The sequence below is a fragment of the Nocardia brasiliensis genome (assembly GCF_042691675.1).
GTDB classification, from domain to species: domain Bacteria; phylum Actinomycetota; class Actinomycetes; order Mycobacteriales; family Mycobacteriaceae; genus Nocardia; species Nocardia brasiliensis_D.
In genome coordinates this window covers 7,162,716-7,176,468 of the sequence record NZ_CP170507.1, presented here as the reverse complement: position 1 = coordinate 7,176,468, position 13,753 = coordinate 7,162,716, and the positions used below count along the sequence as shown (strand labels likewise).

Annotated in this window: 12 protein-coding genes; 8 read left to right on the top strand and 4 right to left on the bottom strand. The window is 68.6% G+C overall.

The features are described 5' to 3' along the window. Positions 1–4 precede the first annotated feature (4 nt). Complete coding sequence (locus ACFK0J_RS32945) at positions 5–895, bottom strand: hypothetical protein (RefSeq protein ID WP_378733603.1); 891 nt, start codon at positions 893–895, stop codon at positions 5–7. Between the two features lie 196 nt (positions 896–1,091). Between ACFK0J_RS32945 and ACFK0J_RS32940 the strand changes: the two genes are divergently transcribed. Together ACFK0J_RS32940 and ACFK0J_RS32935 are read left to right on the top strand one after the other, a co-directional pair. Continuing rightward, positions 1,092–2,264, top strand: coding sequence for an acyl-CoA dehydrogenase family protein (locus tag ACFK0J_RS32940; RefSeq protein WP_378733602.1), 1,173 nt, complete (start codon positions 1,092–1,094; stop codon positions 2,262–2,264). 9 nt (positions 2,265–2,273) lie between these two features. After that, positions 2,274–3,401: an acyl-CoA dehydrogenase family protein gene (locus ACFK0J_RS32935; protein ID WP_378733601.1), complete on the top strand. Its 1,128-nt coding sequence runs from the start codon at positions 2,274–2,276 to the stop codon at positions 3,399–3,401. 38 nt (positions 3,402–3,439) lie between these two features. Here ACFK0J_RS32935 and ACFK0J_RS32930 read toward each other — a convergent pair whose 3' ends face one another. After that, a complete protein-coding gene (locus ACFK0J_RS32930; protein ID WP_378733600.1) occupies positions 3,440–3,934 on the bottom strand; it encodes a hypothetical protein in 495 nt (164 codons plus the stop codon). Between the two features lie 347 nt (positions 3,935–4,281). Here ACFK0J_RS32930 and ACFK0J_RS32925 point away from each other — a divergent pair, with 347 nt between their 5' ends. Together ACFK0J_RS32925 and ACFK0J_RS32920 are read left to right on the top strand one after the other, a co-directional pair. Further along, positions 4,282–4,515 (top strand): hypothetical protein, encoded by a 234-nt coding sequence (locus ACFK0J_RS32925; protein ID WP_378733599.1) that lies wholly within the window; start codon positions 4,282–4,284, stop codon positions 4,513–4,515. Positions 4,516–4,589: 74 nt separating this feature from the next. After that, positions 4,590–5,423 carry a GNAT family N-acetyltransferase gene (locus tag ACFK0J_RS32920; protein ID WP_378733598.1) on the top strand — a complete coding sequence of 278 codons (834 nt, stop codon included), beginning with the start codon at positions 4,590–4,592 and terminating at the stop codon, positions 5,421–5,423. A gap of 25 nt (positions 5,424–5,448) precedes the next feature. Here ACFK0J_RS32920 and ACFK0J_RS32915 read toward each other — a convergent pair whose 3' ends face one another. Then, complete coding sequence (locus tag ACFK0J_RS32915; protein ID WP_378733597.1) at positions 5,449–6,672, bottom strand: ROK family protein; 1,224 nt, start codon at positions 6,670–6,672, stop codon at positions 5,449–5,451. Between the two features lie 104 nt (positions 6,673–6,776). Between ACFK0J_RS32915 and ACFK0J_RS32910 the strand changes: the two genes are divergently transcribed. Further along, the gene (locus tag ACFK0J_RS32910; protein WP_378733596.1) at positions 6,777–8,300 is read left to right on the top strand and encodes a carboxylesterase/lipase family protein; all 1,524 of its coding nucleotides are present in this window, start codon (positions 6,777–6,779) and stop codon (positions 8,298–8,300) included. 40 nt (positions 8,301–8,340) lie between these two features. Here the strand turns inward: ACFK0J_RS32910 and ACFK0J_RS32905 are convergent, their stop codons facing one another. Continuing rightward, positions 8,341–10,110 (bottom strand): protein kinase, encoded by a 1,770-nt coding sequence (locus ACFK0J_RS32905; protein WP_378733595.1) that lies wholly within the window; start codon positions 10,108–10,110, stop codon positions 8,341–8,343. A gap of 318 nt (positions 10,111–10,428) precedes the next feature. On the opposite strand from ACFK0J_RS32905, the gene ACFK0J_RS32900 reads away from it, so the two are divergent. The 3 genes from ACFK0J_RS32900 (at position 10,429) to ACFK0J_RS32890 (ending at position 13,739) form a co-directional block, all read left to right on the top strand. Further along, a complete protein-coding gene (locus tag ACFK0J_RS32900) occupies positions 10,429–11,199 on the top strand; it encodes a deoxyribonuclease IV (protein ID WP_378733594.1) in 771 nt (256 codons plus the stop codon). Between the two features lie 173 nt (positions 11,200–11,372). Continuing rightward, on the top strand, positions 11,373–12,590 hold the full coding sequence (locus ACFK0J_RS32895; protein WP_378733593.1) for a CaiB/BaiF CoA transferase family protein: 1,218 nt from the start codon (positions 11,373–11,375) through the stop codon (positions 12,588–12,590). A 222-nt stretch (positions 12,591–12,812) separates the two neighbouring features. Further along, the gene (locus tag ACFK0J_RS32890; protein WP_378733591.1) at positions 12,813–13,739 is read left to right on the top strand and encodes a hydroxymethylglutaryl-CoA lyase; all 927 of its coding nucleotides are present in this window, start codon (positions 12,813–12,815) and stop codon (positions 13,737–13,739) included. Positions 13,740–13,753 lie beyond the last annotated feature (14 nt).

The following is a 13,753-nucleotide window of genomic DNA, read 5'->3' as shown; positions in this document are numbered from 1 at the left end:
GCAGTTACCCGGCGGGCTCGGTGAATTCGCCGTGCACCGCGGCACCGGCGGGCACGCTAGGAGTGGTCGGCGGAGCCGGGGGTGCCGGGGCGGGGGCCAGAGCCGGCTCGGGTGCCGGGGGAGCCGCAGGGGCCGGGGCGGGCGCGGGAGCGGGCTTCGGCGAGGTGGACGGTGCGCCCGTCGGCGCCGGTCCGATCTCCGTACCGTTGGGGCCCGGCGCCCCCAGATCGGGGGCAGTCGTCGTCGGCGGCTTCACCGGCTGACCCGCGGGCTGGTCCGGAACCATGAACGTGCCGACGGTCGGCGTCATCACGCAGTGCGCGAAGGGGTAGTCGATGATGCCCCACATCGAGGCGATGACCGTGCCGGGTCCGCTGTGCACCGTCTTCGACAGCGACGGAAGTCCGTACTCGGTGATGTCATCCAGCGAATTGATGCCGCTGGCACCGTTGTTGATATTCACCCACGCCACGACGAGGCCGGAAGCCAGCGGCGTGCCGGTGTGCGCCGGGGTCGCGCTGAACCGCAGGGTGCCCGGCTCGACATTGAGGTCCTGGCTGCCACCGACCCCGTCGGTGGTGGCGGCCGCGATGATCGTGGTGATCGGGCCGATGCTGCCGCAGCCGAAAGTGGGTGCGGCATAGGCGAACGGGGTGAAGGCGCTGGTGACGTGGCGCAGTGCGGCCACGTCGGCGAGCTCGGTGTACTGCGTCAGCGCGCCGACACCCGCCTGCACGGCCGGGTCGGGCCCCGCGGTCTCGGTGAGGTGGGCGAGCCCGGAGTCGAGTGGTGACGGTTCCGGATCGGCGGCTGCCGGACCGGCCAGGGTCAGCGCCGCGCCGATGCCGAGAGCTGTCACGGCCGTGGTGGCGCGTGCGATGGTCCTGCCGTTCACTCGAACTCCTCGATACGCAAAGTCTCGGGGTCCCCAACCCACGTGCAGCAACGTACCAGTTCGTCGGAAATACCGCCCGGGTAGCCGTGCTGTTCAGAGCGCGCGAGCGTGTCCTGCCGATGTGAGCCAACCGACAGTGGGAGATTACCGGAGGGTAGGTTGGACTCGGACGTACGAGACACAGACGGAGCTGCGTATGAAAATAAGTCTGTCCCCCGACGAAGTCGCCTTCCGCGACGAACTGCGGAACTTCTATCGGACCGAGATCCCCGCCGACATCCGGGAGCGCTTCAAATACGGCCACGAGCTGTCCCGCGAGGACATCGTCCGTTCGCACCAGACCCTCAACGAGCACGGCATCGCGGTGCCGCACTGGCCGGTCGAGTGGGGTGGCAAGGACTGGACCCCGATGCAGCGCCATATCTGGCAGGACGAGATGCAGCTGGCCTCGGTACCCGAGCCGCTGACGTTCAACGCGCAGATGGTCGGGCCGGTAATCGCGCAGTTCGGCTCCGAGGAGCTCAAGCAGCGCTTCCTGCCGCCCACCGCCGCCTTGGACATCTGGTGGTGCCAGGGCTTTTCCGAGCCCGACGCCGGTTCCGACCTCGCCTCGCTGCGCACCACCGCGGTGCGCGACGGCGATTCCTACATCGTCAACGGCCAGAAGATCTGGACCACGCTCGCGCAGTACGCGGACTGGATCTTCTGTCTGGTGCGCACCGATCCGAGTGCGGCGAAGAAGCAGGCGGGCATCTCGTTCCTGCTGTTCGACGTGAAGTCGCCCGGTGTGACCATCCGCCCGATCAAGCTGATCGACGGCGGCTACGAGGTGAACGAGGTGTTCTTCGAGAACGTCCGGGTGCCGGCCGATCAGCTGGTCGGCGAGGAGAACATGGGCTGGACCTACGCCAAGTTCCTGCTCGGCAACGAGCGCACCGGCATCACCGGTGTCGGTCGCACCAAGGTGAAGCTCGGCGTCGCGAAAGAATATGCGGCGCAGACCAAGTCGGGTACCGGCACGCTGCTGGAGGATCCGCTGTTCGCGGCGCGGATCGCCGAGCTGGAGAACGAGCTGCTCGCGCTGGAACTGACCCAGCTGCGGGTGGTCTCGAATTCCTCGGACGGCAAGCCGAATCCGGCGTCCTCGGTGCTCAAGCTGCGCGGCTCGGAGTTGCAGCAGGCCGCCACCGAACTACTGGTGGATATCGCGGGCCCGGACGCGCTACCGGTCGGCGCCGACGAGATCGCTTCGCCCGGTTGGGCGCAGCGCAGCGGCCCCGCCTACCTGAACTACCGCAAGACAACCATCTACGGAGGCTCCAGCGAGGTGCAGCGCACCATCATCGCCTCCACGATCCTCGGATTGTGAGGCGCCGCCATGGATTTCGATCTCACCGATGAACAGGAAATGCTGCGGGACACCGTCCGTGACCTGCTGGCGCGCAACTACGACCCGGAAACCCGGCTGAAAGTGACCGACACCGAACTCGGTTGGAGTCGCGATGTGTGGCGTCAGCTCGCCGAACTCGGCGTGCTCGGACTGACCTTCACCGAGGAGGACGGCGGCGTCGGCGCCGGGCCGGTGGAGACGATGGTCGTGCTGGCGGAGGTGGGGCGCAGGCTCGCGCCGGAACCCCTAGTGGACGCGGTGCTGGTACCCGGGGCGCTGATCGCTCTCGCCGGTACCACCGAACAGCGCCAGCGGGTGCTTCCCGAGGCCGCCGCCGGTAACAAGTTGCTCGCCTTCGCGCATGCCGAGCCCGGGGCGCGCTGGCCGTCCACCGGGCTCACCACCACGGCTGTGCCGCAAGGTGATTCGTACGTGCTGACCGGCATCAAGAACCCGGTCGCGCACGGCGACTGCGCCGATGACCTGGTGGTCAGCGCGGAGCTGCCGGGCGGCGGGACGGGGCTGTTCTTGATCGGCGCCGATGCGACGGGCGTCACCCGCAAGGCCTACCGCACGGTGGACGGGCAGCGTGGCGCGCAGCTCGAATTCGACAAGGCCGCCGCCGAACTGCTGGGCGGTGATGTCGATGCGGCCGAAGCGATCCGGTCGGCGCTGGCGCAGGCGCAGGCGAGCCTGTGTGCGGAATCCGTCGGTGCGATGGAAGAGGCGCTGCGGCTGACCACCGATTACCTGAAGCAGCGCAAGCAGTTCGGGGTCACCCTGTCGAAGTTCCAGACGCTCACCCAACGGGCGGCCGATATGTATGTCTCGCTGGAACTGGCGCGCAGCATGAGCCTCTACGTCACCGCGGCGGTGGCCGACGGCGAGACCGATCCGCTGATCGCCTCGCGGGCCCGGCTCCAGGTCGGTCGCTCGGCGCGGCACATCGGCCAAGAGGCCATCCAGATGCACGGCGGCATCGGCGTCACCGCGGAGTATCCGGTCGGCCACTATGTGGCCAGGCTGACCGCGATCGAGCGCACGCTCGGCGGCGGGCTGGAGCATCTTCGGGTGCTCAGTGCCCGGGTCGGCGAGTACGCGCTGCCCGAGCTGTAAAACCCCGCGGTGGTGCGTGATCCGCGCACCACCGCCGGTCACTCGTCGTGGTCGTTGGACAAACCCGCGGGCGGGCGCGTGGTCGGCGGCTCGTCCGGTGCCGTGGTGGTCGGCCGGGGGCGCGGCCTGGTGGTCGGCCGCGTGGTGGGCGACTCGGTCGGCGTGGCCGACTCGGTGGTGGTGGCCCGCGGGTGCTCGTCCTCGGACGGGTTCTCGTGCGGCAGACTTCCGTGCGGCTCGTCCGCGGGCGGCTCACCGGACGTCGTGGTGCTGAATCCGGTGAACGGCGTCGCGTGCGGTGCCTGGTAGGGCGCGATCTGCCAGGTCGGCGAGGGCGGAATCGATACCTTCGGCACGGTGCCGCTGGGTCCCTGATGCGCCGCGGGCGCGACGTAGGGGTCCGATTGCAACGGCGGGGGCGCGACGTAGGTGTCCTGCTTGTCGAGTCCGCAGGCGCCGATGAGGACGAGCCCGAGGGAGACCGCGCCCGCGGCGATCGCCGGACCCGCGATCTTGGTCCTGCTGCTCTCCATCGGTGACACTCCTGCTGCTGTTCGAGTGGGCCTCACCTTACTCGAGCACGATCGGCCGGGCCAGACGAAGCGGTCGCCGCCGGTGCGTCGCGGATGCGTTTTAAACACATGTAATCCACATATCGAATTGGTCTCTTCGGCGTGTCGTGGGCACGTGTCGCTGTCATACGGCCCGGATGGTCGTAGCGTGTGAGCAAAGTTACGCGTGAGACGCCTGTACCCAGATGAGAGAAGCGTTGTGTGATGAACGCGGCATTGGTTCTCTGATCGGCGTCATCGAGGAGTAGATGATGGGAGCTTACTCGACAACGTCGCAGCGGGGGTCGTCCGCAGCCGCCAAGGATGCGGTGTCGGCTTCTTCGCAGCAGGTCGTGTCGAACAGGTCAGCGCGCTCGCTGTCCACGATTCTTTCGCGGATACTCGCCTGGCTTATCTTCGTCGGCGGCATCGCCGGGGCGGCCCTCGGCATCGCCGGCCTACACGTCGAAATCACCGTCGCCGGACTGATTCTCGCGTGCACTGCGGGGTTGGTCCTGCTCAAACTCCGCACAGGTGGCAGTGGCGGCAACGAAACGGATTGACGCCGAACCCAACTGACTCCGATCCGGCCGAAAACTTCGGGCGCGCAACGCTTCAGCCGCCTACCGTGGTGATCATGAGGATCGAGATCACCACGGACGCCGCCGAGTTCCGCTCGCGCACCCAGTCGTTCCTGCTGCGTGATCCGCTGCGGCACACCGTGATCCTCACGAGTGTCGCCAATCACATCGCGGGCATTCAAGCAGGCAATGGGGCATCCCGGTTCCTCTCGGTACACGCCGACGACGCGTCCGTGGTCGGCGTCGCCATGCGGGTGACCGACCGGGACATGTACCTCGGCGAACTCCCCGAGGGCAGCGTCGGCCTGGTGGCCGACGCACTGGCCGAAGTGGCCCCGGAAAGCACTGGCGTAGAAGGACTCATCGCCGACGCCACCGCATTCGCCGAGCGCTGGACCGAGCGGCTCGGCATCGGCTTCCGGCGGTCCTACACCACCCGGCTGTACCGTCTCGGCGCGCTGCGCATTCCGGACGTCCCCGGAAGTCCGCGCCGGGCAACCGAATCCGATGTCGCGCTGTGCACCGAATTTGCCGAAGCCATGCGCATCGAGGCGGGCATCTCGCCGCCTGGACTCGACAAGGCGGCCATTCGCAACCGGGTCGCGGCCGGACTGATGTGGTTCTGGGAGCGCGACGGCCGTCCGACAAGCTTTGCCGCCCACCAGATCCCCGTGCACGGCTGGTCCCGCGTCGGCCTGGTCTACACCCCACCCGAGGAGCGCGGCCACGGCTACGCCAGCGCCGTCACCGCTCACATCGCGCAGTTGCTGCGTGCGGACGGCTTGGACGTCTGCCTCTTCGCCGACACCGCCAACCGCACGTCCAGCAAGATCTACCAGGCCATCGGTTTCCACCCGACCCATGAATTCGTGCACCACGCCTTCGGTTGATTCGGCTTCCGGAAGGCGTTGTGCCCTATGGGCGATGCCGGTAGGGGACGGTCGCGGGGTCCGATAGTGCCGCGTGGCGGGCGAATTCGATGGCGCCCAGCAAAGTCGCATCTGTGCCGAGGAGCGCGGAAGTGACCGCAGGCTCTACCGCGGGCACCAGGGCCCGGCGGCCCGAGAGATGATGTCGGATCACCGGTTCCAGCCAGGGGAACCATGGCGCCAGAACGCCACCCAGGATCACTTCGTCGACGTCGAGCAGAGAGGTGATCGACAGTATCGCGGTGCCCAATGCCTGCCCGGCGACATCCATTGCGGCGAGCGCTCGCTCGTCGCGGCGGTCGAGTGCCCGGACCAGTCGGTCGGCGGCGGGGCCGAGTCCGTCGCGCCGCAGCAGGTCGCCGAATCCCGCAGCGGTGAGTACCGCCTCGGGCCCGGTGTAGCACACCAGGCAGCCGCGGGCCCCGCACCTGCAGGTCGGCCCGTCGATGGCGATGGGCATGTGGCCCGGCTCGCCCGCGATGCCGTGGCTGCCGGTGTGGATGCGTCCGTCCAGCACCACGCCGCCGCCGATCCCGGTGCCCGCCGCGATGTAGACCACGCCGCGTGGACGCCGCGGATGAGCATGGTATTCGGCCAGCGCGGCGGCGTTCGCGTCGTTGATCACGGCGATCGGACAGGTCACCCCCGGGAGCCGGGCGGCGATCAACGCGCGCAACCGGACCGGCCGCAGCCAGCCGAAATCCGGTGCGACGAGCACGGTGTGGGCATCGTCGTCACCTACCGGTCCCGCCATCGCGACCGCGACGTGCACCAATTCCGCGTCTGCGGGCACCGCGGTTTCGGCCCGTCGCACCGCGGCTGCGACCGCGTCCGCCATCGACGCGGGCACGCCCGCGGTGCTGTCGTGCGGTACGGCATCGCGCCACCCGATCGTGCCCGCGAGATCGGCTACCGCGACGCGCAGTTCGTCGGCACTGATCTGCACCGCGATGGTCGACGCGCGCCGGGGGACCATCCGGAGCAGCCGTCGGGGCCTACCCCGGCCGCCGCGATTCAGCACTCCGTCCTCGCATACCAGCCCGCGGACCGTGAGGTCGGCCACCAGGGTGGTGACCGAGGCGTGCGATAACCCGGTGGCCGCGGCGACTTCGGTGCGCGCGCACGGGCCGTGCGCGGCGATGTGGCGCAGCACCAGACCCAGGTTGCCGCGCCGAACCGCCACCGAATCGTGTGCCTGGTTCTTCGCCACACACCCGAGACTATGCAGGTCATGAATTTTTTCAACCATTGACTTATTTAATGCCGAATCGCGAACATACCGATGGTCCCTGCACGAATCGAATCGAGGTCGCGATGCCCGCTGCGCACATCACCCGTCGGACGGCCCTGCTCGGCGCGGGCGCAGTGGCGTTGGCCGCCGCGTGCTCGACCGAGCGAGCCGCCTCGGACACCGTCCAGACGACCTACGGTCCGGTCCGTGGCGTGCGCCGCGACACCGGCCTCGCCTTCCTCGGCGTACCGTTCGCCCGGCCGCCGGTCGGTGAGCTGCGGTTCGCCGCCCCGGTGCCGCCCGCGCCGTGGACCGAAACGCTGGCCTGCACCGCGTACGGGCCGACCGCCCAGCGCAGGTCGATGGGCGAGGTGACCACCATCCCCGAGCCGAGCATCCCCGGCGAGGCCATCCTCAGCCTGAACGTCTTCACCCCCGCCCCATCCGCGCGCGGACTACCGGTGCTGGTGTGGATTCACGGCGGCGGCTTCGTGGCAGGTAGTCCGGCCAGCCCCTGGTACGACGGTGCCGCGTTCAATCGTGACGGAGTGGTGCTGGTATCGGTCGGCTACCGGCTCGGCATCGACGGGTTCCTGCACTTGGACGGCGCCCCTGATAACCGGGGCGTCCTGGACTGGATCGCGGCCCTGCGATGGGTCCGCGACAATATCGAGTCGTTCGGTGGCGATCCGGCCAAGGTCACCGTCGCCGGTCAGTCCGTGGGTGGCGGGGCGGTCTGGGCGCTGATGGCCGCACCGTCCGCGCGTGGGCTGTTCCGCGCCGGAATCTGTGCTTCCGGTGCGGTGACGCAACCGAACGAGCTCGCCGCGGGACGTGCCGTGGCCGACCTGTTCACCAGGCGCACCGGGGTGCCCGCGACCGCCGCCGCGCTACGCGCTCTCCCCGAGGACACGGTGCTCGATCTGCAAGACGCGCTGCAAGCACCCGGGCCGGGTAGCGAGACCGTGCCGACGCTGGGTCTGGCTCCCTTCGCCGACGGCGAGCTGATCCCCGAAGCGACGCCCGCGCTGCTGAAAAACGGTGCGGGCGGCAATATTCCGCTGTTGCTCGGTTTCACCGGACACGAGTTCAACATGGCGGCCACGATGTCGGCGCAGCACCCCGATGCGGCGGCCGCCAGCCCACTCGCGTCCGCCGCTCGGGGCGCCGATATGGCCGCCTACCGCGTCGCCTATCCCGGCGCCGACCCGACCGAACTCGCCGGACAAGCCATCAGCGACACGATCATTCGCGGACCGTCCTACCGGATCGCCGAGGCCCGTGCCGGTCGGGGCCTGCCCACTTGGCTCTACGAATTCGACTGGACCTCGACGGCTCCCGGGTATCGCGGGCTGGCGGCGCACTGCCTGGACCTACCGTTCGCCTTCGACCTGTTGCGCGCGCCAGGTGTCACCGAGGTCGAGGGTGAACCGCCGCAAGCGCTGGCCGACGCCGTGCACGCGTCGTGGGTCGCCTTCGTCGCGGACAACGACCCCGGCGCGCACTGGCCCCGCTACACGCTGGAGAAACGGCAAACCATGATCTGGTCTGACCACGGCCATATCGAATCCGACCCCTTCGTGCGCCAGCGCCAGATCTGGACCTAGCTGATCCGCTGCCGCTCGGGCCGACGGCGGTGCGCGTGGGTCAGTTCAACGGCGCCGAGCGCCACCAGCGCAAGGTCTCATCGATGGAGCCGGAGCCGTCGGTGAACATCAGGTACTGGGCGCGGTCCGGATCGCCGGTGAAGGCCGTGACGATTTTGGGTCCGCCGGTATCGAATTTGTAGTTGGTATAGGACTTTCCGCCGTTGGAGTCCGTCGACTTGGTGTTGGCGGGCAACTGCCGCAGTACCGCCTGCGCGTCGGCCGCGGACTTGTAGACGTAGATGCGATAGAGCGGATCCGAGCTGTCGCCGCCGCCGTAGCAGCGCCACTGCCAGGCCCAGTCGCCGAAGTCCGGATCACCGTCGCTCGGTGACGGCTGATAGCCGGGGTCGGTCTCCCAGCATTTGGCGCCGTTGTAGCCGATCTGCTCGGACTTGGTCGCGGGCACCATGCGCGGGAACTCGGCACTGATCGAGTCCGCCGTCGCGTCCACGACGGCGCCGGTCGCGGGCGAGCTGGTGGTCGTGCTGCCCGCGGCCGAGCCGGAATCGCTGATCGCGCCGATGATGCCGAGGGTCACCACGATGAGCACCAGCACCGCCACACAGATGCCGATGATGAGGCCGACGTTCGACTTTTTCGGCGGGCGTCCATGGGCGCCGCCCGGTGACATGGGCGGCGACGCGAAGTTGTACCCGGACTGCTGCCCCGGGTAGGGGGAGGTCGGCTGGTGTGTCGGGCCGGTCCCGTGCGGCGGGGCCACCGTCGTGGCCGGTGGCGTCATCGAGAATCCCGATGCCGCAAGGTGATTCGGCCCGCTGGCCGGCGGTCCATGGCCGTGCGTCATCGGGTAGGGCGCGCCGGTGGTCGGCCGCGGTCCGGTGGTCGGTCGTGGACCGGTGGTCGGCCGCGGGCCGTTCACCGGCGGCGCGGTGAACGGACGCGGTCCACCGACCACCGGCATCGAGGGCACGCTGGGGTTGGTGAGCGCGTGCTTGGCGGCCGCGGCGAAATCGGCGCAGCTCGGATATCTGTCGTCCGGTCGCTTCGCCATCGCCCTGGCCAGCACGCTGTCCAGCGCGTAGGGCAGCCCGGGACGGTGGCTGCTCAGCGCGGGTGGGGCACCCTGTAGATGGCCCTGGATCACCGCCGCGGGATTGGTCGCGGAGAACGGACCGGTTCCGGTGAACAGCCAGAACAGCGAGCACGCCAGCGAGTACTGATCCGAGCGGTGATCGAGGGATGAGCCGCTCAGCTGTTCGGGTGAGGCGTAGGCCAGGGTGGCGGTGAAGGTTCCGGTCTGCGTCAGGTGGCCGGTGTCGTCGCGGAACCGGGCGATGCCGAAGTCGGTGAGGTACACCCGCTCGCCGCGGCCGCTGCCGGAGCGGGCCAGCATGATGTTCGCGGGTTTCACGTCGCGGTGCAGCACGCCGATGCCGTGCGCGTAGTCGAGGGCGTCCGCGGTTTCGGCGATGATCTGCACGGCGCGCTCGGGCGGCAGCGCCTGCGGTTGCACCGATGCGGCGTCGATGCCGTCGATGTACTGCATCGAGATCCACAGCTGGTCGTCCTCGAGGCCGCGGTCGTAGACCGTGACGATGTTCGGGTGATCGAGTTGGGCGACCAGATCCGCCTCCCGCTCGAACCGCGCCCGCACCTCCTTGTCGAAGAACATCTCCCGGTTCAGCAGCTTCAACGCGGTCAGCCGCGGCAGCCGAGGGTGTTTCGCCAGGTAGACCGAACCCATGCCACCGCGACCCAGTTGCCGCTCGATGACATAACCGGCGAAAACGTCACCGCTGGCCAGCATGTCTGCTCCACTTCCCGCCGCCCGTCGGGACCCACCGACGAACAGGCGCACAGCATAAGAACGCGCGATCAGGCACGGGCCGGACCACGGAAAACATCGAAACCATAGCAGTAGTCGCAGGACCGGCAGCCGCCATCGAAATCCGGGTAACGCCAGTGACATTCGATAGCGGACAGCTATTGACATGCACCGTATTCACCCCCGTCGTCGGGTCGAGCGCGCGGACACTACCGATGTATCTCGCGCCGCCCAGGGGATGCAACACGACCCCTCGGCATCCTTCGAACGCTGTCGGTGGTGGTCGTTAAGCTGGCCCCTATGCGCATAGGAGCACACGTTCGGCTCGACGGCGATCCGATCGGCTTCGGCGAGAAACTCGGCGCCGATGTCATCCAGATGTTCGTCGTCGACCCGCAGAGCTGGGACAAGCCCACCCCGCACCCGCGGACCGAGGAGATCGTGGCGAGCCCGATCGAGGTGGTGGTGCACTCGTCCTATCAGATCAATGTGGCCAGCCTGAACAACCGGCTGCGGATGCCCTCGCGCAACGCGGTCGCCCAGCAGGCGAAGGCCGCCGCCGATCTCGGCGCGTTCGGCTTGGTCGTGCACGGCGGGCACGTGCGCTCCGACGCCGAGTTGGCGACCGGGATCGACAACTGGCGCAAACTGTTCGAGCGTCAGCAGGACAAGGGCGGCTTCGCCGTGCCGATCCTGATCGAGAACACCGCGGGTGGCAACCACGCGATGGCCCGGCATTTCGACTCGATCGCCCGGCTGTGGGACGCCGTCGGCGATTTCGGCGCGGGCTTCTGCCTCGACACCTGCCACGCCTGGGCGGGCGGTGAGGAACTGGTCGGCGTCGTCGACCGCATCAAGGCGATCACCGGCCGCATCGACCTGGTGCACCTGAACTCCTCGCGCGACGATTTCAACTCCGGCGCCGACCGGCACGCCAATTTCTCCGACGGCACCATCGACCCCCAACTCCTCGCCGAGGTCTGCAAGACCGCCGACGCCCCGGTCATCCTGGAAACCCCCGCCGAAGGCGTCGCCGACGACCTGGCCTACCTCCGCGAACACGTCGGCTAGGAAGTGTCGCCGCGGGCCTGCCCGACCTGCCGGTACAGCGCCGACGCCCCGTCCGACGGCTGGGTCCGGGTTACCGGCACCGATCATGCGCGGCGGCGGGGGCGCGTGATCTTGTTCGGTCGCAGCGAGGTGTCGTCGTACACCGCTCCTGACGACCCTGAGACACTGTTGCGATGAGTATTCGGCCGTTGGACGGTGTACGCGTCCTGGAGCTGGGCAATTACATTGCCGCGCCGACCGCGGGGCGGATCCTCGGCGACTTCGGCGCCGAGGTGATCAAGGTGGAGCGGCCGAAGGCCGGCGACGAGTTGCGCAACTGGCGGCTCTACGGCGGCGACACCTCCATGCTGTACCGCACCGTCAACCGGAACAAGAAGTCGATCACCCTGGACCTACGCACCGAAGCGGGCCGCGCCGTCGTGCTCGACCTGATCCGCCGATGTGACGTGCTGCTGGAGAACTTCCGCCCCGGCATGCTGGAGAAATGGGGGCTCGGCCCGGAGGTGCTCAACGAGGCGAACCCCGACCTGGTGATCACCAGGATCTCCGGCTACGGCCAAACCGGCCCGCACGCCTCGCGGCCCGGTTTCGCCGCCGTCGCCGAGGCGGTCGGCGGTCTGCGCGAACTGATGGGCGAGCCGGACCGGCCGCCGGTGCGAACCGGCGTGTCCATCGGTGATTCGATAGCGGGCGTCTACGCCGCCTTCGGCACGGTGATGGCGCTGTTCCAGCGCGAACGCAAACCGGACGAAACGCCGATTCCGTTGCGCGAGCGCATCATCGACGTCGCCCTCAACGAGACGATCCTCTCGGTGATGGAATCCCTCGTCCCCGACTATCTCGCCTACGGTATCAATCGGGGGCGGGTCGGCGGCCTCGTCGAGGGCATCGCCCCGAGCAACGCCTACCCGTGCAGCGACGGCTTCAGCATCATCATCGGCGGTAACGGCGACGCCATCTTTCAGCGCTACATGCAGGTGATCGGCCGCCCCGACCTGGCCGCCGACCCGGAGCTGCACGACAACGCGGGCCGCTGGCGCCACCACGAGCGTCTCGACCAGGCGATCACCGAATGGACTATCCAGCACACCCGCGCCGAGGCCCTGAAGATTCTCGAGGCCGCCGGGATACCGTGCGGACCGATCTACACCGCGGCCGACATCGTCGCCGACGAACAATACAAGGCGCGCAACATGATTCAGCCCTTCTCGGTGGATGTCGGTGCGGCGGAACCGAAGACGGTCGGCTTTCCCGGCATCGTCCCGGTGATCGGCGAGCAGTCCCTGCCCATTCGCAACATCGGCCCCGACCTGGGCGAGCACACCCGCGAGGTGCTGTCCGGACTACTCGGCATGAGCGATACCGAGATCGACGCCTTGGCGGCGACATGAGCGAAAACCGCGCAGCACTCATGCCGCTGCCGGGAACCGGGAGCGACCGCCGAATTCAGGAGACATCATGAGGCAAGACCGGCGGCGACCTCCGGGACGCGGTCCACGTGATCTGCGTTCGCCGGGCTTCACCCGCCCGACGGTGCATCCGAACCCGGCGGGCGTGCACGAAAAGCCGTGGGGCGGCGTGATGTGCGCGCCGAGGCAGGAACGAGACGAGCGATGACCGCGCCGGTCCTGCGCGACGTGACCTTGCGAGATGGGTTGCAGCTCACCGGAAAGGTGCTGCCGGTAGAGCGCAAGGTCGACATCGTCCGGCGGCTGCTCGCGCTCGGTGTGCCCGCGTTGGAGATCGGTTCCATGGCGCGGCCGGATCTGGTGCCGCCGATGGCGAACACCATGGAACTCGTCGCCGCGCTGAGTCCCGAAGAACTGCAACGTTGTTGGGTGTGGGTCGCCACGCCGCGGCACGTCGAGAAGGCAGCCGCGGCAGGGGTGCGCAACTTCCAGTACTGCTTCTCGGTCTCGGATGCGCACAACAAGGCCAATATCGGCCGCAGCACCGAGGACAGCGTCGCCGCCATGCCCGATGCGGTGCGGCTCGCCGAGGCGGCGGGCGGATCGATCCAGCTGTGCCTGGCCACCAGCTTCACCTGCCCGTTCGACGGCCCGGTCGATCCGGAGCGGGTCCTCGCCATCGCCGGCGACCCGCGCACCGAAGGTGCCGCCGACATCGTCCTCGCCGACACCCTCGGCCAAGCCAACCCCGCCGAGGTCGGTTCGTTGGTCGCCGCCGTTCGGGCGCGAACCCCGCAGCGCCGCATAGTCTTCCACGGCCACGACACCTGGGGGATGGGTGTCGCCAACACGTTGGCCGCCATCCAGTCGGGTGCCGCGATGGTCGACGGTTCCCTCGGTGGTCTCGGTGGTTGCCCGTTCGCGCCCGGCGCCAGCGGTAACACCTCCACCGAGGACATTCTGTTCGCGACCCGTCCCGAGTGGTTCACCCCGGCCACCCTCGCGGGCTTGGTCGATCTGTCCGAGGGCTTACTCGCGGAACTCGGCGAACCGAATCGATCTCGCACGGCGGAGGGCACGCGCTCCAAAGCCGATGCGTTCGAATGGGTTAACGCGCGGGCTGCTGGGTAAATAATCAGCAGCGG

What these genes read in the sequence shown, in the direction of transcription:
- ACFK0J_RS32940 (WP_378733602.1), top strand. Translation starts at nt 1,092, where the DNA reads ATGAAAATAAGTCTGTCCCCCGACGAAGTCGCCTTCCGCGACGAACTG.
- ACFK0J_RS32935 (WP_378733601.1), top strand. Translation starts at nt 2,274, where the DNA reads ATGGATTTCGATCTCACCGATGAACAGGAAATGCTGCGGGACACCGTC.
- ACFK0J_RS32930 (WP_378733600.1), bottom strand. Translation starts at nt 3,934, where the DNA reads ATGGAGAGCAGCAGGACCAAGATCGCGGGTCCGGCGATCGCCGCGGGC.
- ACFK0J_RS32920 (WP_378733598.1), top strand. Translation starts at nt 4,590, where the DNA reads ATGAGGATCGAGATCACCACGGACGCCGCCGAGTTCCGCTCGCGCACC.
- ACFK0J_RS32910 (WP_378733596.1), top strand. Translation starts at nt 6,777, where the DNA reads ATGCCCGCTGCGCACATCACCCGTCGGACGGCCCTGCTCGGCGCGGGC.
- ACFK0J_RS32905 (WP_378733595.1), bottom strand. Translation starts at nt 10,110, where the DNA reads ATGCTGGCCAGCGGTGACGTTTTCGCCGGTTATGTCATCGAGCGGCAA.
- ACFK0J_RS32900 (WP_378733594.1), top strand. Translation starts at nt 10,429, where the DNA reads ATGCGCATAGGAGCACACGTTCGGCTCGACGGCGATCCGATCGGCTTC.
- ACFK0J_RS32895 (WP_378733593.1), top strand. Translation starts at nt 11,373, where the DNA reads ATGAGTATTCGGCCGTTGGACGGTGTACGCGTCCTGGAGCTGGGCAAT.
- ACFK0J_RS32890 (WP_378733591.1), top strand. Translation starts at nt 12,813, where the DNA reads ATGACCGCGCCGGTCCTGCGCGACGTGACCTTGCGAGATGGGTTGCAG.